Annotated in this window: 16 protein-coding genes and 1 other annotated feature; of the genes, 12 read left to right on the top strand and 4 right to left on the bottom strand. The window is 43.6% G+C overall.

The features are described from left to right. Positions 1–544: 544 nt before the first annotated feature. Positions 545–1909 carry an amidohydrolase family protein gene (locus tag HKI82_RS12205; RefSeq protein ID WP_171138184.1) on the bottom strand — a complete coding sequence of 455 codons (1365 nt, stop codon included), beginning with the start codon at positions 1907–1909 and terminating at the stop codon, positions 545–547. 537 nt (positions 1910–2446) lie between these two features. Here HKI82_RS12205 and HKI82_RS12210 point away from each other — a divergent pair. The 5 genes from HKI82_RS12210 to HKI82_RS12230 all read left to right on the top strand — a co-directional run bounded on the left by HKI82_RS12210 (position 2447) and on the right by HKI82_RS12230 (position 6789). Further along, complete coding sequence (locus HKI82_RS12210; RefSeq protein WP_171138185.1) at positions 2447–3448, top strand: ABC transporter substrate-binding protein; 1002 nt, start codon at positions 2447–2449, stop codon at positions 3446–3448. Beyond that, the gene (locus tag HKI82_RS12215; protein WP_171138186.1) at positions 3448–4290 is read left to right on the top strand and encodes an ABC transporter ATP-binding protein; all 843 of its coding nucleotides are present in this window, start codon (positions 3448–3450) and stop codon (positions 4288–4290) included. Before HKI82_RS12210 ends, HKI82_RS12215 begins: the two co-directional genes overlap by 1 nt. A 39-nt stretch (positions 4291–4329) precedes the next feature. Further along, the gene (locus HKI82_RS12220; RefSeq protein WP_042484204.1) at positions 4330–5112 is read left to right on the top strand and encodes an ABC transporter permease; all 783 of its coding nucleotides are present in this window, start codon (positions 4330–4332) and stop codon (positions 5110–5112) included. A 14-nt stretch (positions 5113–5126) separates the two neighbouring features. Further along, positions 5127–5603, top strand: a complete 477-nt coding sequence (locus HKI82_RS12225) for a nucleoside deaminase (protein ID WP_102941085.1) — start codon at positions 5127–5129, stop codon at positions 5601–5603. A gap of 199 nt (positions 5604–5802) precedes the next feature. Further along, positions 5803–6789, top strand: coding sequence for an isopenicillin N synthase family dioxygenase (locus HKI82_RS12230; protein ID WP_171138187.1), 987 nt, complete (start codon positions 5803–5805; stop codon positions 6787–6789). 61 nt (positions 6790–6850) lie between these two features. Here the strand turns inward: HKI82_RS12230 and clpB are convergent, their stop codons facing one another. From clpB to rluD, 3 genes are all read right to left on the bottom strand, one after another. Next, the gene (gene clpB / locus HKI82_RS12235; protein ID WP_171138188.1) at positions 6851–9424 is read right to left on the bottom strand and encodes an ATP-dependent chaperone ClpB; all 2574 of its coding nucleotides are present in this window, start codon (positions 9422–9424) and stop codon (positions 6851–6853) included. A 364-nt stretch (positions 9425–9788) separates the two neighbouring features. After that, complete coding sequence (gene pgeF / locus HKI82_RS12240) at positions 9789–10520, bottom strand: peptidoglycan editing factor PgeF (RefSeq protein ID WP_171138189.1); 732 nt, start codon at positions 10518–10520, stop codon at positions 9789–9791. Positions 10521–10535: 15 nt separating this feature from the next. After that, a complete protein-coding gene (gene rluD / locus HKI82_RS12245; RefSeq protein ID WP_102941081.1) occupies positions 10536–11510 on the bottom strand; it encodes a 23S rRNA pseudouridine(1911/1915/1917) synthase RluD in 975 nt (324 codons plus the stop codon). A 220-nt stretch (positions 11511–11730) separates the two neighbouring features. On the opposite strand from rluD, the gene HKI82_RS12250 reads away from it, so the two are divergent. From HKI82_RS12250 to yjjX, 7 genes are all read left to right on the top strand, one after another. Further along, positions 11731–12459: an outer membrane protein assembly factor BamD gene (locus HKI82_RS12250; RefSeq protein WP_102941080.1), complete on the top strand. Its 729-nt coding sequence runs from the start codon at positions 11731–11733 to the stop codon at positions 12457–12459. A 141-nt stretch (positions 12460–12600) separates the two neighbouring features. Further along, the gene (locus HKI82_RS12255; protein WP_390632005.1) at positions 12601–14058 is read left to right on the top strand and encodes an MltF family protein; all 1458 of its coding nucleotides are present in this window, start codon (positions 12601–12603) and stop codon (positions 14056–14058) included. 301 nt (positions 14059–14359) lie between these two features. Further along, positions 14360–14686, top strand: coding sequence for a ribosome hibernation-promoting factor, HPF/YfiA family (gene hpf, locus HKI82_RS12260; RefSeq protein WP_042484225.1), 327 nt, complete (start codon positions 14360–14362; stop codon positions 14684–14686). Between the two features lie 104 nt (positions 14687–14790). Then, positions 14791–14911, top strand: a sequence feature (Phe leader region). Between the two features lie 14 nt (positions 14912–14925). Next, complete coding sequence (gene pheA / locus HKI82_RS12265) at positions 14926–16101, top strand: prephenate dehydratase (protein ID WP_102969204.1); 1176 nt, start codon at positions 14926–14928, stop codon at positions 16099–16101. Positions 16102–16303: 202 nt separating this feature from the next. Then, entirely contained in the window at positions 16304–17323 is a 1020-nt protein-coding gene (locus HKI82_RS12270) for a polyamine ABC transporter substrate-binding protein (protein ID WP_102941077.1), read from the top strand. Next, positions 17307–19652, top strand: coding sequence for a putative bifunctional diguanylate cyclase/phosphodiesterase (locus HKI82_RS12275; protein ID WP_171138191.1), 2346 nt, complete (start codon positions 17307–17309; stop codon positions 19650–19652). The genes HKI82_RS12270 and HKI82_RS12275 overlap by 17 nt, the downstream gene beginning before the upstream one ends. Then, positions 19624–20154: an inosine/xanthosine triphosphatase gene (yjjX, locus tag HKI82_RS12280; RefSeq protein ID WP_171138192.1), complete on the top strand. Its 531-nt coding sequence runs from the start codon at positions 19624–19626 to the stop codon at positions 20152–20154. Before HKI82_RS12275 ends, yjjX begins: the two co-directional genes overlap by 29 nt. Positions 20155–20238: the final 84 nt, after the last annotated feature.

Genomic DNA, 20238 nt, shown 5'->3' on the forward strand with positions numbered 1-20238 from the left:
TGTTAGGCCTGCCGCCAGCGTTCAATCTGAGCCATGATCAAACTCTTCAATTTAAGATTTTGTCGGCTCAATGAATACTGAATACATTCTTTTGCTTAATAAAAAGCTAAGTAATGTTGAATTGACTGTGCTGAATCTTACGATTCAATTGGTCACTCAGTTCATTGAAACCTAAGTTGCTTTGTTACGAGAACAAAGACTTAACTTTGATTTTCATCAACGAGTGCCCACACAGATTGATAGGTTTAAATTGTTAAAGAGCTTGGTTTTGCGAGACATTCCTCTCAAAACGGACGGTCATTTTAGCGAGTAAACATTCAGAGTCAACCACTTTTTTAGTTAATTTTCTTTAACTTAAGAAATTTAACTTTCCGTCATATTTCCCAACATTCTTTTATTAAGAATTGCTGGTCAACGGAGGCGCATTATAGGGAGGAAAAATGAGTTGGCAAGGAGAAATCAGCCTAAAAACCAAGTTTTCAGACTGATTGATTAAGAAAGAAACAAATCGTGTTTTATCTAAGCAAATTTGCCATAAAACAGCTTATAGAGACTCTAACTTTTGCACTCGTTGATTCAAGTTGGCGATAGAGTGACGTACTTCTTCAACTAAAGTGAGGTATTTCGTTTCGTCGCTATGGCGGTATGCAATCTTACCGTTGACGAAACTCGCTTTAATATAAGAAGGCTCTCCGGCCATTATCGGAGACATTGATAAATCATGGCAGCCAGACAAACGCGGCTGGTTAATATCGTATAATACAATATCAGCGGCATACCCAACATCTATGGTTCCCACACCTTCTAAGCCCAGAATATCTGCTCCGCCTTTACTTGCCCAAGTAAGCACTTGTTCTAAGGTTGTGGCTTTAGGGCCATTTTGCGCTCGATGTATCAACCAAGTAAGGTTTAGCTCTTGCAGCATAGAACCGGATTCAGCCGATGCAGAGCCATCAACACCAATCGAAATAGGCATTCCAGCTTTTTCCATTGCTATAACAGGGGCAATCCCACTACCTAATCGACAATTAGATGTAGGGCAATGAGCAATGCCTGTCTTTGTTTCTGCAAGTAGCTTGATATCTTGCTCTGTCGCTTTAACCAAATGTGCAAACCAAACATCTTCGCCTAGCCAATCACAGCTTTGTGCGAACTCTACAATGCCCATACCGTATTTCGCCAATGATTGCTCATTATCGAAATCCACTTCTAACATATGTGAATGCATACGTAGCTTTTGACTTCTTGCATATTCAGACAATAAACGAAGATCACTTGGAGTCGAAGAGTGAGCAATCGTTGTTGGAGCGACCACCAGCTTACGCATGGCAAATTCACCTTCTTGGTGATAGCGACTACGAGTAGATTCCAAGCGGTTTATCATCAACTCAGCGGATTCAGGCTCAACGCCAGCTTTCGCTAATCCTTTATGTGTTCCCTTAACTGTCGCACCACCACGACATAAAACCAGTCGAATTCCCATTTCATCTGCGGCTTGCCAAACCGCCTCTTCTAATTCCATCGATGAATTAGCGTGGTAAAGATAATGGTGATCCGCACAAGTTGTTGCGCCAGACCGCAGCAGCTCATAGAAACCAAGCTTCGCGGCTGAATACATGATCTCTGGCGTAATTTGAGGCCAGTAGCGGTAAGGAACATTTGCAAGCCAGTCTCCCAGCCCATCATTAATACCTGCAGGTATCCCTTTCAAGATTGACTGAGCAATATGATGATGAGTATTCACAAAACCCGGATAGATAACACAATCACTGGCATCAATAATTTCTTCACCCTGCTCTGGCAACAGGTTCTGCCCTAACTCGGCGATGATACCGTTATGAATTCGTATATCTTTACAGTCTTGTTTAGGAGAAAAGACACTGCTGGCATTTTTAATTAAGTAGTTCATCAAAACTTCCTTTTATACAAGCCTAGTGTGTTACATAGGCTTATTCGCTTTTGAGCAATGTCCCAGAGTTCGCTTACTCCTAACCGCATCTACTCATTTAACATATACAAAACATTATCTGTTCTGAACATTCAATCTTACTGTATACAATGCAAATTACAGACCACCGCTCTCTCCTTAGTGGTTACATTTCCAGCTCAGAAAATATGCACCAAGATTGAGCCTTGCGACACTGAAATGCATTACAAAGGTGCAATTGCATACAATATTTGTCCAATATCTTATTTGCATTGTATACAACCCTATCTGACGACATTTCCTCTGCAACGCCCATCCGTTAACGGTTAGTTAACGTACAGTTAATTAACTCCTATTTGTTTTTCAATTTTTGGCACAACGATTGCTCTGTGAACAATGGAAGTGTGAGTAGAAGCGGTTAGATACCAATGACGGTATCGGGACATTGCTCATAGTTAGCTAAAGGATGCAGTCAACACTTGCTGCACTTTAGAGTGAAAAGGAAGACACGGAGTAACTATGAAAACTATTTCTAAATTCAACAAACTAAGCCTTACGCTATCTTTGCTACTTACATCAGCAAGTAGCTTTGCTGCAGACAAAGTCACGTTTCAGCTTGACTGGCTTCCAGGCGGGGATAAGGCACCAGTCTATGTTGGCGTTCAACAAGGATTTTTCGCCGAACAAGACTTAGACGTAACCATTCTGGGAGGTAAAGGCTCTACAGATGCGATTACAAAGATTGCAACAGGCACGGCTGATATCGGTTCCGCAGATATTGTTGCTCTGTTAGTAGCGAAAGCGAATGACAACGTTCCAGTTAAAGCCATCTACTCTCTATTTAGCAAAGCACCTTACGCATTCTACGTACTGGATGATTCAGGTATCAATTCAGTGAAAGATGTCTCAGGCAAAACCATCGCGACTTCGCCATTTACTTCAGCGAACGTTTTCCTTCCTCTGATGCTAAAGAAAAACGGCATAGAAGAAGAGAGTGTCAAAGTGTTAAAAGCGGATCCGGGCGCACTCAACCCCATGCTGATCACTGGTCAATCTGACGTGATGATTTCTTGGATGACAGACCGTGTTAAAAACGAACAGCAAGCCGCGGAAGCAGGAAAAAAGCTGACGGTATTGCCTTGGTATGACGCAGGTCTAGAGTTCTACTCTTCTTCTATTATTGCCAGCGACAAGTTTATGTCTGAAAACCCAGATGTGGTGAAACGCTTTGTAAAAGCTTACGCCAAAGCGGTGGAATACACTTGGGCACATCCTGAAGAAAGTGGCGCTGACGTAACGAAAATGGTTCCAGAAGTGGACTCAAAACAAGCGGCTGACACCATTAAGTCGATTCATGGTCTTGTCATGAATGAAGTATCTCAACGTGACGGCGTTGGTCAGTTCACGCCATCTCGTCTAAGCGAAACATGGAAATGGACAGCAGAAGCTCAAGGTCTAGATCTCAGCAAACTTGACCCAGAAACAGCGGTTGATCGTCAGTTTTACGAGGGAGTGAACTAATGCAACCATTTGTTTCGTTCAAGCGTATAGGTCATACCTATAACTCTGACAAACATTCGGTTACGGTTCTCAACGATGTCGACTTCAATGTTGAAAAACATGAGTTCGTCGCCATCGTTGGTCCTTCAGGTTGCGGCAAGTCTACCTTGCTGCGCCTACTGTCAGGGTTAATCATTCCAACACAGGGTGAAATTTCTGTTTTTGGACACCCAGTAACTGGACCACGTGAAGACATCGGTATTGTGTTCCAAAAACCAACGTTACTGCCATGGAAAAACATCCTAGATAACATTCTGTTTCCGCTTAAGCATAAGTTTAATTATGTCAGCCAGAAAGACCGTCAAAATGCACAAGAGCTATTGAACACGGTTGGGCTAGCAGGTTTTGAAAACAGTATGCCCGACCAACTTTCTGGTGGTATGCAACAGCGTGTGGGTATCGCACGTGCATTACTGCTCAATCCAGACATATTGATCATGGATGAACCTTTCTCTGCTCTGGATGCGTTAACGCGCGAGGAGATGGGCTTTGAACTGCAAAAAATCTGGATGGAGAAACCAAAGACGGTTCTGTTCATCACTCACTCGATTTCAGAAGCAGTATTGCTCGCGGATAAAGTATTGGTTATGGGACCTCGCCCAAGTACGGTGTTGGAAGAGATCAAAATCGATCTACCTCGGCCACGCAATATCCATACGTTGCAAGACGCTAAATTTGGTACTTACACCAACAAAATTCGCGAGTATTTCTATCGTACAGAAAAGTGCAACGTAGCAAGCAGTGAAGGAACGAATAGTCAGGATAAAGACAACGTTGAGCCGATTCGTCGCACAGTGGCTTAATTGGTTTAAACGAATTTGTCTCTTGTTAAAGGATTAACTATGAAACGCTATTTTTCTCAATGGTCACAAAACTGGCTGCCACTAATTGCAATATTAGCGATCATTCCTATTTGGGAAGCCATCTGTAAAATATTCTCAATACCAACGTTTATCTTGCCAGCGCCTAGCGATATCGCTATCGCTTTCACTCAGGTATCAATGGAACGTTGGCTCGATAACTTATGGGCAACTCTGCGCATTGCGTTGCTTGGCTTTGTCATCTCGTTTTTGATTAGCATCCCTCTCGCTATCATGATGGTGAATTCTAAGTTCCTTACCCGTGCGTTGTTTCCAATTCTGGTTGTGATTCAATCCACACCAGTGGTTGCCATCGCGCCACTACTGATTGTGATTTTGGGAACGGGCGATGCGCCTCGTCTGACGATTACTTGCTTAATTACCTTCTTCCCATTAGTGGTTTCAGCCACTACAGGTATGTTGGCTACGCCACCTGAACTGATTGAACTGTCACGTTCACTGAGTGTAAAAAACAGCAAAACCATCTGGCAGATTCGCCTGCCTTACGCCATTCCACATATTTTCAGTGGCGTGAAAGTTGCCATCACTTTAGCGGTCATAGGCTCGGTTATTGCTGAGTTCGTCGCGGCTGAAAAAGGTCTTGGTTACTTGGTTCAGTTCTCAACCTCATATTTCAAAATCCCACAAGCTTTTGCAGCACTGGTGTTCCTGTCTCTAGTCAGTATGTTGCTGTTTAAAGCAGTTAGCTGGGTGCAAAAAGGTTACTTCTCTTGGAGCCTGACTGAAGAAGAAAAGCAGCGATAACACAAGGAAAGATCATGCTTAATCAAGAAACAGATTTTAAATTGTTGCGCTACAGCTTCTCTTTGGCAGAGGAAGCAAAAACGAGGGGCATTCACCCTTTTTCAGCGGTACTGGTCGATGAACACGGTGAAATTTTACTGGAAGAGATCAACGGTTACTTACCCGATTTAGATATGACGGGTCATGCTGAGCGAGTGATCATGACCCGTGCCAGCAAACTGTACCGCCCAGATTTTCTTAACCGCTGCACTCTATACGTGTCGGCAGAGCCATGCGCGATGTGCGCGGGTGCTATTTATTGGGCTGGTGTTGGACGCGTAGTCTACGGTCTGAGCGAAGCCAAACTTAAAGAGTTAACCGGCAATCATCCCGAGAACCCAACCTTGGCACTTCCATGCCGTGTGGTTTTTGAATCAGGTCAGCGCGAAGTAGAAGTCATCGGTCCGCTACTTGAAGAAGAGGCAGAACAAGTCCAGCACGGAGTTTGGTAGACATTTCATTTTATATTTGCTCAATCTATTTAATGCCACAGCTAGGCGACAAGTGAATGAACACAGTCAACAACGCTGCAGCGTTAAAAGGAAGAGTAGAAAGACGGAGTAGAAGCGGTCTGTAATACCAAGAATAAGGTTCTTGGCTTATTGCTGGACATTGCTCCAATAACAAGCGAATGCTTAATTGGAGAAAACAATGACTCAATCATATCTTTTAGACGAACTTAACTTTGAAACAACCATTGGTGGCAAAGGGGTAGAAACCACAGACACCGTGATCCCTCTAATCAACCTGCATGACTTTGATCTGCGTCGTGAAGAGATCACCGAACAGCTTTGGAAAGCTGCAACTGAAGTTGGTTTTTTCCAACTGGTTGATCACGGTATCGCTTTAGCTGATATCGAAAAATCCTTTAAGTTAAGCGAACAGTTCTTTGCACTTCCTATGGAAGCAAAACAGCAGTTTCCTTTAAAAGAAGGGTTAAATGCGGGCTGGGAATTTAAACAGCAAGTTCGCCCGTCAACGGGTACAGCCGATCAAAAAGAGTCTTACCAAATCACTCTTCCTCATATGAGTGACCTATGGCCAAGCAATGAATTAGTGGAAGATTTTGAATCACACCTGCTTTCATTTGAGCATCAAGCTTGGCAACTGGGTATGAAGATCCTCTCTTGCTTTGCCGACAAATTAGGCTTTGAACGTGACTTTTTCACTAAAGCGCATCAAAGAGAGTCTGAAAATTACCTTAGCACTTTGCGTATGCTTCACTACTTGCCAATGAAAGAAGTTCCGCAAACCGGTACTTTCTGGCGTGCGGGTGCACATACCGACTTTGACTGCTTAACCATGGTATTCCAACAAGAAAACCAAGGTGGATTACAAGCAGCTGCAGGTAAAGATGCGAAAGAGAATCTGGTGTGGAGTACTGTTGAACCTAAAGCGGGAGTGATTACGTGCAACATTGGAGACATGTTGATGCGTTGGAGTGATGATTTGCTCAAATCAACTCTGCACCGCGTACGCATGCCAACTGCGGAAGAGAATCAAGATTCACGCTACAGCATGGCGTTTTTCTGCCAAGCAAACCGTAACCAAATCATTCAAGGGCCAAAGAAAGTTTACGAGCCAATTACCGCACAGGAATACTTGAAGATGCGTATCAACGCTAATTTTGCGTCGTAAGCTGTTCAATGAAAAAGAAAAGGCCATGCAAACGCATGGCCTTTTTTTAATGATAACGTCATTACTGGCTGGCGATGATATTGCCATCTCGAACACCAAGTTGGATCGGTTTGCCCGGTAAGAATTTTCCAGACAGAATCGATTTGGCTAACGGGTTCTCAATATTCTGTTGAATCGCGCGTTTCAATGGACGAGCACCGTAAACAGGATCAAAGCCCACTTGAGCAATCAGCTCCAATGCTTCTTCGTTAACAGCTAACTCGTAGTCTTTTTCAGCTAAGCGCTTATGTAAACGTTCCAACTGAATAGAAGCAATAGATTTAATATGTTCTCTGCCAAGCGGATGGAACACTACCGATTCATCAACACGGTTTAAGAACTCAGGACGGAAATGTTTGGTCACAGTTTCCATCACTCGCTCTTTGATACCTTGGTAATCCAGCTTCGCAAAGTTCTCTTGAATGCTTGAAGAACCTAGGTTTGACGTCATGATCACCACAGTATTGCGGAAATCAACCGTACGGCCTTGACCATCGGTTAGACGACCATCATCAAGCACTTGCAACAAGATGTTGAACACATCTGGATGCGCCTTTTCCACTTCGTCCAGCAAAATCACTGAGTAAGGTTTACGACGAACCGCTTCGGTTAAATAACCGCCCTCTTCATACCCCACATAACCCGGAGGCGCACCGACCAATCGAGCCACAGAGTGTTTCTCCATAAACTCAGACATATCGATACGAACCATGGCATCTTCACTATCAAACATGAAGTGAGCCAATGTTTTACAAAGCTCCGTTTTACCGACACCAGTTGGACCTAAGAATAGGAACGAACCAATCGGTTTATTAGGGTCAGACAATCCGGCACGGCTACGACGAATCGCATTCGCGACCACTTCAACCGCTTCAACTTGCCCAATGACACGTTTATGCAAAACATCTTCCATGCGAAGCAGCTTCTCTTTTTCTGCCTCAAGCATTTTAGACACAGGAATGCCCGTTTGTTTGGACAGCACTTCTGCAATCTCAGTGTCTGTGACTTTATTGCGTAACAGAGTCATCTCTTGCATTTCAGCTTGAGCCGCAAGATCGAGCTGTTTTTCCAACTCTGGAATTCGACCATATTGAAGTTCAGACATACGGCTTAAATCGCCGGCACGTCTCGCCACTTCCAAATCCATACGCGCTTGGTCAAGTTCGGTTTTTATGTGCTGCGTGCCTGACAATGCTGCTTTTTCTGTTTTCCAGACTTCTTCCAGCTCGGCGTACTCACGCTCTTTAAGACCCAACTCTTCGTTAAGAATACTTAGGCGTTTTTCACTGGCTTCATCGGTCTCATTGGACAGCGCTTGCTGTTCAATTTTCAACTGAATAATACGACGTTCCAGTTTATCCAAAGCCTCTGGTTTAGAGTCGATCTGGATACGAATGCTGGATGCTGCTTCGTCAATCAGGTCAATCGCTTTGTCAGGCAACTGACGATCTGACACATAGCGATGAGACAGCGTCGCCGCCGAAACAATCGCAGGGTCAGTGATCTCTACATGGTGGTGAAGTTCATAACGCTCTTTCAAACCACGTAAAATTGCGATGGTGTCTTCAACACTTGGCTCATCCACCAGCACTTTTTGGAAACGGCGCTCAAGAGCCGGATCTTTTTCAATGTACTGACGATATTCATCAAGCGTGGTCGCACCGACACAGTGAAGTTCACCACGAGCCAATGCAGGTTTGAGCATGTTACCAGCATCCATTGAGCCTTCACCTTTACCTGCACCCACCATGGTATGCAGCTCATCGATGAACAGAATGATGTTGCCTTCTTCTTTGGCTAGCTCATTCAACACCGATTTCAATCGCTCTTCGAACTCACCACGATATTTAGCACCTGCAACTAGTGCGCCCATATCAAGAGAGAGGACGCGTCGTCCACGTAGACCTTCTGGCACTTCGTTATTGATAATGCGCTGTGCCAAACCTTCAACAATTGCCGTTTTACCAACGCCCGGTTCACCGATGATCACAGGGTTATTTTTGGTACGACGTTGTAACACTTGAATGGTTCGGCGGATCTCATCGTCACGACCAATCACAGGGTCGAGTTTGCCCTGCTCTGCTCGTTCGGTCAGATCAATTGTGAATTTTTCCAGAGCCTGACGTAGCTCTTCCGCATTCGGGTCATTCACTTTCTGCCCACCACGGATCTTTTCAATCGCATCTGAGATTTTTTTCTCGGTTAAACCAAACTCTTTTAGGATCTGACCTAGCGGGCCACGATCTTCAATCGCCGCGAGAAGATAAATCTCAGAAGATATATAAGAGTCTTGGCGTTTTTGAGCGACTTTGTCACACAGATTGAACAAGGTGCCTAAACCGCTAGAAAGCTGTACATCACCACCGATCCCGCTCACTTTTGGCAAACGATCTAACGTTTCACCCAACTTAGAGCGAAGCTGCATGACATCGACGTCAAGCATAGTTAGCAATGGACGAATTGGACTGCCATTTTGATCAAGCAGCGCAACCATGAGATGCACGGGTTCGATGTACTGATGATCTCGCCCTAGTGCGAGAGACTGCGCGTCGGAAATCGCTATTTGGAATTTGCTGGTAAATCTGTCGAGACGCATAACAACCTTCCTAACCTCAACTGAGATGAACTAATAACTTATACCCAAGTGAGCTCAATATACTTAGCGCAGAGCTTCATCAACGAATTCAGTTCAAGAAAAATAACTGAAAAAATGGCTAGCCCTTTCGAAGTTATTTGACGCTGAAATTAATTCGTTGATGAGCTCCCAAAGGGCGAGTTTTATTTGCTCTTATACTGCGTTGCCTCTTCTCTACATAGTTCACTATGTATTCGAATCAGCGCCTTGCCTAAGAGGAAATAAATTCTCGCTGAGCAAGCATATTCAGCTTACTTGGGTATACAGAAAGATGGTTACATACGCACCACTTTTCAAGGTGGGAGTGGAAACTTTTTAGAGAATCCTAATTTTCATTGATCCAGATAAAGGTTGCTTGCCTTCCTGTTACACCATCGCGGCGATAGGAATAAAAACGCTGAGGATCTTGGTAAGTGCATAACCCGCTATCAAAAACCTGATCAATACCGAGTTTAGCCATGCGTAAACGAGTAAGCGTTGCCATGTTTGCCCACCACTTACCGTTTTGTTTACCCGGCACAAATGCTTCTTCTGCTTTTGAGTCGTAGTCTAAAAATGCCTGTAGAACATCTTCGCCCACTTCAAACGCTTGCGGACCAATAGCTGGACCGAGCCATAACATCACATCATTAGAAAAATGCGTTAGTGCGTTTTCAACAATACCACCAGCAAGACCACGCCATCCGGCATGAACAGCAGCCACTTGAGTTCCCTGAGTATTAGTGATCAAAACCGGTAAACAATCCGCGGTCATCGCAGAACAAACCACATTCGGTGATGAGGTAATCACACCATCGGCATCAAGAACATCATTGGTTGGCTGAGCAACCTCCAACACCACGGTTGAATGGGTCTGATTTAACCATACAGGCGCTGTCGGCATCTGGGTTTGCTGCTGCAATAGTTCTCTATTGCGCTGCACAAGAATAGGATCATCCCCGACATGCATACCTAAATTAAGCCCTTCGTAAGGCGATTTCGAACAACCGCCAATACGTGTTGAAGCCAGAGCTTTAACTTGTTTAGGTGCATTCCAGTTAGGCGTGATCCAATTCATCTTATAACCCGCTGATTAATATTCTTCCGTTTTGTTCTGCTGCGCATCTGCACGTAGCGCTTCAGTCATGATAACCATGTCTTCTGGCACTGGTGCGTGAAATTCCATTTCTTCACCTGTCGCTGGGTGTTTAAATCTCAACATAACAGCGTGTAGCGCTTGGCGATCAAAGTTACGAATCATATCCGTTAACTCTTGAGACGCGCCTTTTGGAATACGTGCACGACCACCGTAGGCAGTATCACCTAGTAGAGGGTGCTGCAGGTACGACATGTGAACACGGATCTGGTGTGTACGACCGGTTTCAAGACGCAGACGAATACGCGTATGTTCACGGAAATGTTCCGCTACACGGTAGTGCGTAACCGCTGGTTTACCCATTGGCGACACAGCCATCAAAGTACGTTTAGTTGAATGACGACCAATAGGTTTGTCGATCATGCCACCAGCCGTCATTTTACCGATCGCGATAGCTTCGTATTCACGGGTAATGTTACGTTTTTGCAGTTCACGTACTAATCGTGTTTGTACAGGAACGTTCTTCGCTACCACCATCAAACCTGTCGTGTCTTTATCCAGACGGTGCACAATACCTGCTCGTGGTACTTCTGCAATTGGCGGATAGTGGAACAACAATGCATTCAGCACTGTGCCATCAGGCGTACCTGCACCAGGGTGAACAACAAAGTCACGAGGTTTGTTGATAACGATAATATCGTCATCTTCGTAAACGATATCCAATGGGATGTCTTGTGCTTCCCAACGAACTTCATCTTCGAGTTCAGCTTGAACAGTGATCTCTTCGCCGCCCATCACTTTCGTGCGCGGTTTAGTGACAACTTGTCCATCTACTGTTATTTTGCCGTCAAGTAACCACTCTTTCAGACGTGAACGAGAAAAATCGGCGAACAATTCAGCCACGGCTTGATCTAAACGTTGACCAAGCTGGCTATCTTTTACTGTTTGAGTTAATTCAATCTGCTGAGCCATATCGAACTTTTTTAAAAACCGTGAGACTAATACTCACTAGTATGGATAAAATAATGTCCGTCATTGTATCTGTTACGAAAGAGAAAGTAACCAAACGATTTGAGGAGCCCTGTTGTTCAAGCTAAAACAAGAAACTATTTTTCTGGTTTAAATATTTTTCTGGCTTAAAACAGTTGCTCCAGCTTTAAGATGCTTTATTTTCAAGGAACCCACTCCTGACATGAAATACCAAACTTTATCAGGCTTGCTTGCACTATCACTACTATTCGGTTGTTCAAGCAAAGATAACATCGTACCTGACGTACCACCTTCTGAGCTCTACACTGAAGCTCAATCATCATTACAAAGTGGTAACTGGTTAACTGCCATAGAAAAACTTGAAGCTTTGGATTCACGTTATCCATTTGGTGCTTACTCTGAACAGGTTCAACTTGACCTGATTTATGCTTATTACAAAAATGACGATCTTGCTCTTGGCTTAGCAACCATTGAACGCTTTAGCCGCCTAAACCCAACTCATGAAAAAATGGACTGGGTGCTGTACATGCGTGGCTTAACGCATATGGCTCAAGATCGTAACTTTATGCACGATTTGTTTAATATTGATCGTAGTGATCGAGATCCAGAGCCAGTAAAAGCCGCTTTTGCTGACTTTAAGAAACTGCTGCAACGCTATCCGGATAGTCCATACGCAGAAGATTCACAACGCAGAATGTTTGCGCTTAAGAACCGCCTTGCTGAGTACGACCTAGCGACCGCAGATTTTTACTTACGCAGAGAAGCGTGGATTGCAGCAATTAAGCGTTGTCAGGAGCTGCAAAAAACTTATCCAGATACCGAAGCGGCGAGAAAATCACTCACGATCCAACTTGCTGCCTATAAAGAACTGGGCTTAGAAGATTCTATTGCCCGTACTGAAAAGCTCATTCAGCTAAACCCTGAAAACTAATCAGTCGTTTCTTCAAATAACGCCTTTCAATGAGCCACTGTGTTTACAGTGGCTTTTTTATTTCTATTTGCTGATTTCTCCTTTTGTTCATAAGCTTATCTTTATTCAAGCCGATAGAAATGAATGCAAAGGAGCCGCATTTTGCGTTGGTTACAGCGAGGTTTTATAAGCCTGTTTGTTTTGCTTCTCAGCCTACCCGCAAGCAGCATTGAACTATCACCATTAAGTGATAAGCCTTATCAAGGTGACTGGCCGATTCTTAAAGAGAAAGGTGTCATCCGTGTTGTCGTGTCTGCCGACTTAGGATTTTATTACGTGGAAGCTGGTCGTCCGAAAGGTATCGGTGCAGAACTCTTGTATCACTTTGAAAAGAGCCTCAAAAAACAAGCGCCTTATGTACACATTCAAATCATCCCAGTGCTCAGGGACGATCTTATTCCTTCCGTCCAATCCGGTTTAGCGGATTTAGCCGTCGCAAACCTGACGATCACTCCTGCTCGTCTAAAAGAGATTGATTTCAGCAATCCTCTGACAAAAGAGATCCAAGAGCTGATTGTCACCAACAAGAGTTATCCGGACATCACCAATTTAACCCAACTGACCGGCAAAGAAATTTGGGTCAGAGCTAGTTCCAGTTATATGGAGAGCTTAGAAAAAATAAACAACTCTTTGATTTTGCAAAGCTTGAAGCCAATAAAAATTCATTTCGTTGAAGAAGCCCTGCAAGACTACGAACTATTGGAAATGGTTAATTCCGGACATATCCCTGCGACCGTGCTCGATAGCCACAAAGCAGAAATGTGGCTGCATGTTATGGAAGACATAAAAGCACACACCGAATTGCCGTTAAGAGAAAATGGCCAAATTGCATGGGCAATGCGCAAAAACTCCCCAGAGCTGAAAAAAATCGTAAACGGTTATTTGAGAACAGCGAAATCCGGCACCTTGTTAGGCAACGTAATCTTCAGCAAATACATCGACGATACCCGCTGGCTAACCAAGGCGCTCAATCCAGAAAAACTTAAACGTCTTGATGAACTGGCGAAAATATTTACCGAGTACTCCAATCAATATGAGTTCGAATATCTGATGATGGCAGCACAAGGATTTCAGGAATCCGGTTTTGACCAGAGAAAAGTGTCACACAAAGGGGCCGTCGGCATAATGCAGGTTATGCCAAGCACAGCCAGAGATCCGAACGTCAATATAAAAAACATCGAGAAAGTAGAAAACAACATCCACGCGGGTGTGAAATATATGCGGTTCATAAAAGACCGCTATTTTTCCGATCCTGAGATAAGTGAAGATGACCAAGTTTATTTCGCACTGGCGGCATACAACGCAGGGCCAGCAAACATCAATAGAATGCGCCGACTAGCCAAAAAGCACGGCTTTAATCCCAATGTCTGGTTTAAGAATGTGGAAGTGATTACACGGAGGAATATTAGCTCAGAGCCAGTGACTTATGTGGTAAACATCAGTCGCTATTACGTGGTTTACAAACAGCTACAACAGCTCAAGCAAGCAAAAGAGGAAAGTTTAACCGCAACTCTGAATGCTGTTGAAGGCGTAGATTCACTGGCAAACAACAAACAATGACTGGTGAAGTGACTCCAATCGCAAATTAGTGTTGTTCAGGAAATAATCAGAAGTGTTTAAAAGGCCGAATTAGCTCCCTAAAAATGGATGAATTTTCAGTAAGCTACCTCTCTAAATGTAGTCGCAAACAACAAAATCACAAGCTTTTTTTGCCTCCATCAAGACAACACTTTGCGGAAGATCACGTTTAAAAGCGATCAGAAATACCCCACAAAAAATAGCGATCTAGATCACTATTTTTTATTTAAGAATGGGTAATCTGGAGTTAACCCATGAGGGATGACACAGAGGAAAAAGCATTATGAAAATGAATATCACTGGTAAAAACATCGACATTACCTCTGCAATCCGTGACCACATTGAGAGTAAATTAAAAAAACTAGAGAAATGGCAAGTAGACATCACAGGTTGCCAATGTAGCTTTAGTGAAGAACCAAACAAACAGATGAAGTTTGAAGCAACAGTAACGGTACCAAAAGGACAACTTGTTGCTTCCGCTGTTCACGAAGATTTGTACGCGGCCGTCAACGAGGTTGAACAGAAACTAGAACGCCAATTGAACAAACTTCGTCATAAACCTGAAGCAAGACGATCTGACAAACCAGAATTGGAAGAAGAAACTGAATAATATACAGCTTTAGAATTAGCGCCTTCGGGCGCTATTTTTTTGCTTGACGCTCTATGCCGCCTTGCTTATTGTGGGACTACCTTAACGACTTAATCGAAAATAATGACAAATACTCAACTGTTCTTTTTTGACTTCTTTTTTCTCCAATAAGCTTTGGAGGCTAAGTCGTTTAAGAAAAAAAAGTCAAAAACGAACAGAAAGCCTCCCACTGGGAGGTTTTTTTATAAGGATAATTTTCAATGACAGACAGACAGTACTCTCTCGACGAGATTCGTTTAAGACTCAACGAGCTTGATGACCAATTATTAAGCCTGCTATCGGAACGACGTAAACTCAGTATTGAAGTAGCAAAAAGCAAAGTAGAAACCTCAAAACCCGTTCGTGATGCCGTTCGCGAACAACAGCTACTGGTTAAACTGATCAACTCAGGTAAAGATAAATACCAGCTTGATGCACAATTCATTACCAAGCTTTTTCATACCATCATCGAAGACTCGGTGCTTCTGCAACAAGCTTACTTACAGAATTTAGCCAATCCACAAAGCAGAAAGCCGCTGGCACGAGTAGCTTTCCTCGGTTCAAAAGGCTCATACTCGCATCTTGCCACTCGCGAATATTTCAGCCGCAAAAATACTGAGCTTGTTGAACTCAACTGCGATCAATTCAAAGAAGTGACTAAGACGGTAGAATCAGGGCATGCCGACTACGGTGTACTACCTATTGAAAACACCAGCTCAGGCTCTATCAACGAAGTTTATGACCTGCTGCAACACACCACCTTATACATTGTTGGTGAAATCACTCAGCCTATTGAACACTGTCTGGTTGCAACAAAAGACATCCGCTTAGAAGACCTGAAAGTGCTTTATTCGCACCCTCAGCCTCATCAGCAATGCAGTGAATTCCTAAGTCGCCTTAAAGGTGTGCAACTCAAAACATGCGCAAGTACTGCTGACGCAATGAAAAAAGTGCAGGAGTTAAACCGAGAGGATGTTGCTGCGATTGGCAATGCGTCGAGCGGTAAACTTTATGGGCTTCAAACCATTCAAAGCAATATCGCCAACCAAACAGAAAACCACACTCGCTTTATCGTGGTTGCTCGTAAGCCTGTGGAAGTCTCGACACAGATTCCTGCCAAAACGACCTTGATTATGTCTACTTCACAGGAAGCGGGTTCATTGGTTGCAACGCTGCTCGTTCTTCAACGTTTTGGCATCAACATGACCAAACTAGAGTCTCGTCCAATCATGGGTAACCCTTGGGAAGAGATGTTCTATGTGGATTTGGAAGCTCATCTGGATTCGGAAAATATGCAGCAGGCACTTGCAGAGTTAACTAAATTAACCAAGCATCTGAAAGTTCTTGGCTGTTATCCAAGTGAGAACGTGAAGCCAACTCAAGTACGGTTAAGTTAACCGTACTTAAATCAAACTATTGCGCCTAGTTTGACCGAAGTTGCATATTAGAACTTTATGATACAGAAATAGTTATACAATTTGGTTCAGATGAATTAGTGTTCTGTTGAGTGTTTTAAAAGTGAACACAGGGAAACACAATTCCTTAAAGTCATATAAGGCGCATTATTTTGTGGTGAAGATAGGACGACTCATCTCCCTTATGCTCGGCGCTACTGGCCTCAGTAGCCAAGTCATTGCTTCAGAGCTCAACATCTACCTTTGGGAAGATACTATATCTCCGAGGGTCGTTGATGCATGGAACAAAAGTCACGACACTCAACTCAACTTCTATCATTTTGATAATGACGATGAGCGTAGCCTCTTCATGCTGAGTAGCGAACAAATCCCATTTGATGTGGTGATTTTAGACAACGTTTCAGCCCAGCTCTTCTCGCAGCAAGATAAATTCGAAGATCTCTCTTCATTCAGTGCCAACCAGAATAACGCCCCAATCTGGCAACAAGCTTGTGGTTCACATAGCATGCCTTATTTTTGGGGATACGTTGGTATTGCTTATCGAAAAAGCAAAGTGTCTCAACCACCGACGCAATGGCGTGAACTGGTCGATATTGATGAGAAACTGAAAGGTCATATAGGCTTGTTGGAAGACAGTGTAGAAACATTACTTCCGGCACTTTATAGCCTCAACCTATCACCACTAACTGCATCCGTTGACGACCTAAAGAAAGCGTATGAAAAGCTTGAAGCTGCCACACCAGATATTCTGACTTATGAATATTCGCTCAGCTATGTTCGCAGCCATAGCGATAATAATGACTTATACATGGCGGTCAGTTATAGCGGAGACCAGTTTTCCCTCAATCGTTATTTCGACAGTGATGATTGGGACTTTGTTCTGCCTGAAGGCAAACCGTATATTTGGGTGGATTGTTTAGCGGTGAACAGCTCTTCGACGAACAAACAGCAAGCTAAGTTGTTTATAGAGTTTTTGATGCAACCTGAAATCGCGGCAATGAATGCCCAAGACATAAAAGCAGCAACCCCGAACGTCAAAGCTCTGCAATTAATGCCAGACAGTTACATCAACAATAAAGCCATTTTACTTACTGATGATTTGTTAGCACAAAGCATCATTGACAGTCAGCTTTCTTCATCCAATTTGAGTCAGCGGGCGAAAATCATCAACAGCCTGATCAAACAACATGAAGCTAAACCATAGAATTCTCTTACTGATCGCTCCGGTGATCATCCTCAGCTCGGCCGTGTCAGGTTATCTCATTTACGATAGCCAGAAAGATGCGCTGGTTAAACGTATGGACAGCTATTTGCAGCTTGATATGGAAAAGCTCGCTAGCCATTTTCGACAAACCAAATCTCTTGTTAGCAGTTACACCTTTACGCTCGCCAACAGCGACATCATTCGTCACTATTTTGATCACAGCGATAATCCCTACCGAGAGTTGGAACTGGCAGAGAATATTGAAAAAACATTCAACGTCATGAAGTCCAATGAACGAGATTCCGTCGCGCTTTCCATCTTAGATGGCGACAATAACATCCTATATTTTGCAGATAATAGTGACGATCCGTTCAGTAAAATAGACCAGACAGTGTTCAAGTTTGTAAAAAAGCGCTTCAATCAAACCTTAAAAACCTCAGACATCAGTTATACCGAGAACTCTAGCGGAGACGGAGTGTTAGTCCGTTATGATGTCTTAGACACCCGCACTCTTGGAACACCGTTAAGTTACAATCGAGACCGAATCTTCTTTATCGTCGTTTACGTCATCCTCGATGAGTTCAACGAGCTACGTAATAAATTAGAGTTTGATAACCAGAGCCCTATTTTCTTCAGTAAAAGGCCACAAATTTTTTCTGAAGGCTTAACCCAGACCGTTGAGCTTCAGCCGGGCATGTTCGCGACACTTTCACCAGCGCCTATGCTGATGCGAAATAAGCTCAATGATATTAGACAAAACCTAGTTGCCGCTTTTGGTGGCTCTGCACTGTTTAGTTTGGTTCTGTTATTACTGTTGCTCTACCGGCATGTCATCACACCAATTTCACGCTTGGATAAACAGCTTCAGGAAGTTGAAAGCAAGCAAAGAACGAATATAGAAAAGCTCTGTTCCAAAGATGAAATTGGGCGGCTGTCGTCGCGTTTTTACGATATGTATAAAGAGCTCAACAACTCTTATCAAGAAACAAAGACTCTGGCTGAGTTTGACCATTTAACCAAGTTATGCAACCGCTATCAGTTTCAGATTCAAGCACAGACGACGCTAAGAGAAGCGCCAACGAAAAGTCATGTCCAAGTTCTCTATATCGATTTAGACAACTTCAAATACGTCAACGATAAGTATGGTCACCAAGTCGGCGATTCCCTGCTGATCAGTTTTGCCAGCCATGTACGCGCACTTTCTGAAGAATTTAACCTCAATCAACATGTTTATAGCCTTGCGGCTCGTTTATCCGGAGATGAGTTCGCCATTCTGATTTGTGCACCAAGCCGTTTATCAGATTTTGCCGCTGAGTTTTCTCATCGCCTGTTACAGCCAATCCAAGAGCATCATGACTCACCTCTGGGTCGATTCCCTATTACAGCAAGTATCGGTATTGCGACGTATCCAGAGGATGGTATCGATATAGAAAGCCTGTTGATCAATGCCGATACCGCTATGTATCAAGCAAAGAGTGCAGGCAAAAACCAAATTGCTCATTATTCCAAACAGCTTGACCAACAAGTTCAGCGCAGAAATGCAATTGAACGCGCATTGCGTCTGGAGAATTTTGATAAAGAGTTCTCTCTGGTTTACCAACCTTATTACTCATGCAGCAATATGGAAATCGCAGGATTCGAAGTGCTGCTAAGATGGGACTCAGAACAGCTCGGCGAAGTCTCCCCCACAGAATTTATCCCGATTGCAGAGCAAACAGGCTTATTTGGAAAAATTGACCGATGGGTGATTACTCATGCGTTTAAGGAGTTTTCGTCACTGTCGGCAACGTTTGATTATCCAATCCATATTTCAATCAACCTCTCTTCAGCGGAACTAAACTCGGTTGATTTGGCCGATTACATTCGCGAGCAGGCGAGCAAATACAAAATTCGCCCTCACTGGATAGATTTTGAAATAACCGAAACTTTCGCCGCCGATTCTAAAGCAATACCACTGCTGTATGATTTGGTTGAACAAGGCTATAGCCTGACCATTGATGACTTTGGTTCTGGTTATACTTCAATTGTTCAGCTGGTTCAGTATCCGATTAAGCGCATTAAGTTCGATCAAGGCTTTCTGGAAACCATCATCGATAAAGGTAAGCAGTCGGTGCTTGAGCCTCTAATCCAACTCTGTCATTCTCAGATGATGAAAGTAACGGCAGAGGGTATTGAAAGCCGAGAAATGCAACAGTGGTTAACACGTTATAACTGTGACTACATGCAAGGCTTCTTTTTAGCTCCCCCGATGTCATTACGTGAGATCCAATACTGGAACAATGACAACACAGAAGTAAGTTATGAAGAATGTAATTATCGCTTCTCTTAATCCGGCAAAAATTAACGCCGTAAAGAGTGCATTTGAATCCTCATTTCCCAATCAAGCTTTCAACTTCCAAGGTATTAGTGTGCCTAGCGAAGTGGCGGATCAACCTATGACCAACGAAGAAACCAAAGCGGGCGCATTAAACCGTGTTCGTAACGCCAAACAAGCGTTAACAGACGGTGATTTCTATGTTGGCTTGGAAGCAGGTATTGAAGGCAACGTTACGTTTGCCTGGATGATTATTGAATCTCAAACCCATCGTGGCGAGTCTCGCTCTGCGAGCTTAATGCTTCCGCCACAAGTGCTGACCAAACTGGAACAAGCAAATGAACTGGGTGACGTGATGGATGAAGTGTTCGGCACTGACAATATTAAACAAAAAGGCGGAGCGATCGGCCTGCTCACTCAACATCAGCTCACTCGCAGCTCTGTCTACCATCAAGCGTTAATTTTGGCTCTTATTCCATTTACTAACCCAGAACATTTTCCAGCGAACTTGGTTTAATGATCTCGGCAAATACACCCATGCTTGTACAAATTTAGAAGAAAGAAAGCCAGTCAATAGACTGGCTTTCTACTCTGTAAAGCT

The sequence above is a fragment of the Vibrio plantisponsor genome, assembly GCF_013041605.1.
Classification (GTDB): Bacteria; Pseudomonadota; Gammaproteobacteria; order Enterobacterales; family Vibrionaceae; genus Vibrio; species Vibrio plantisponsor.

Coding starts and splice junctions, on each gene's coding strand:
- HKI82_RS12205 (WP_171138184.1), bottom strand. CDS start 1,909: ATGAACTACTTAATTAAAAATGCCAGCAGTGTCTTTTCTCCTAAACAA.
- HKI82_RS12210 (WP_171138185.1), top strand. CDS start 2,447: ATGAAAACTATTTCTAAATTCAACAAACTAAGCCTTACGCTATCTTTG.
- HKI82_RS12215 (WP_171138186.1), top strand. CDS start 3,448: ATGCAACCATTTGTTTCGTTCAAGCGTATAGGTCATACCTATAACTCT.
- HKI82_RS12220 (WP_042484204.1), top strand. CDS start 4,330: ATGAAACGCTATTTTTCTCAATGGTCACAAAACTGGCTGCCACTAATT.
- HKI82_RS12225 (WP_102941085.1), top strand. CDS start 5,127: ATGCTTAATCAAGAAACAGATTTTAAATTGTTGCGCTACAGCTTCTCT.
- HKI82_RS12230 (WP_171138187.1), top strand. CDS start 5,803: ATGACTCAATCATATCTTTTAGACGAACTTAACTTTGAAACAACCATT.
- clpB (WP_171138188.1), bottom strand. CDS start 9,424: ATGCGTCTCGACAGATTTACCAGCAAATTCCAAATAGCGATTTCCGAC.
- pgeF (WP_171138189.1), bottom strand. CDS start 10,520: ATGAATTGGATCACGCCTAACTGGAATGCACCTAAACAAGTTAAAGCT.
- rluD (WP_102941081.1), bottom strand. CDS start 11,510: ATGGCTCAGCAGATTGAATTAACTCAAACAGTAAAAGATAGCCAGCTT.
- HKI82_RS12250 (WP_102941080.1), top strand. CDS start 11,731: ATGAAATACCAAACTTTATCAGGCTTGCTTGCACTATCACTACTATTC.
- hpf (WP_042484225.1), top strand. CDS start 14,360: ATGAAAATGAATATCACTGGTAAAAACATCGACATTACCTCTGCAATC.
- pheA (WP_102969204.1), top strand. CDS start 14,926: ATGACAGACAGACAGTACTCTCTCGACGAGATTCGTTTAAGACTCAAC.
- HKI82_RS12270 (WP_102941077.1), top strand. CDS start 16,304: ATGCTCGGCGCTACTGGCCTCAGTAGCCAAGTCATTGCTTCAGAGCTC.
- HKI82_RS12275 (WP_171138191.1), top strand. CDS start 17,307: ATGAAGCTAAACCATAGAATTCTCTTACTGATCGCTCCGGTGATCATC.
- yjjX (WP_171138192.1), top strand. CDS start 19,624: ATGAAGAATGTAATTATCGCTTCTCTTAATCCGGCAAAAATTAACGCC.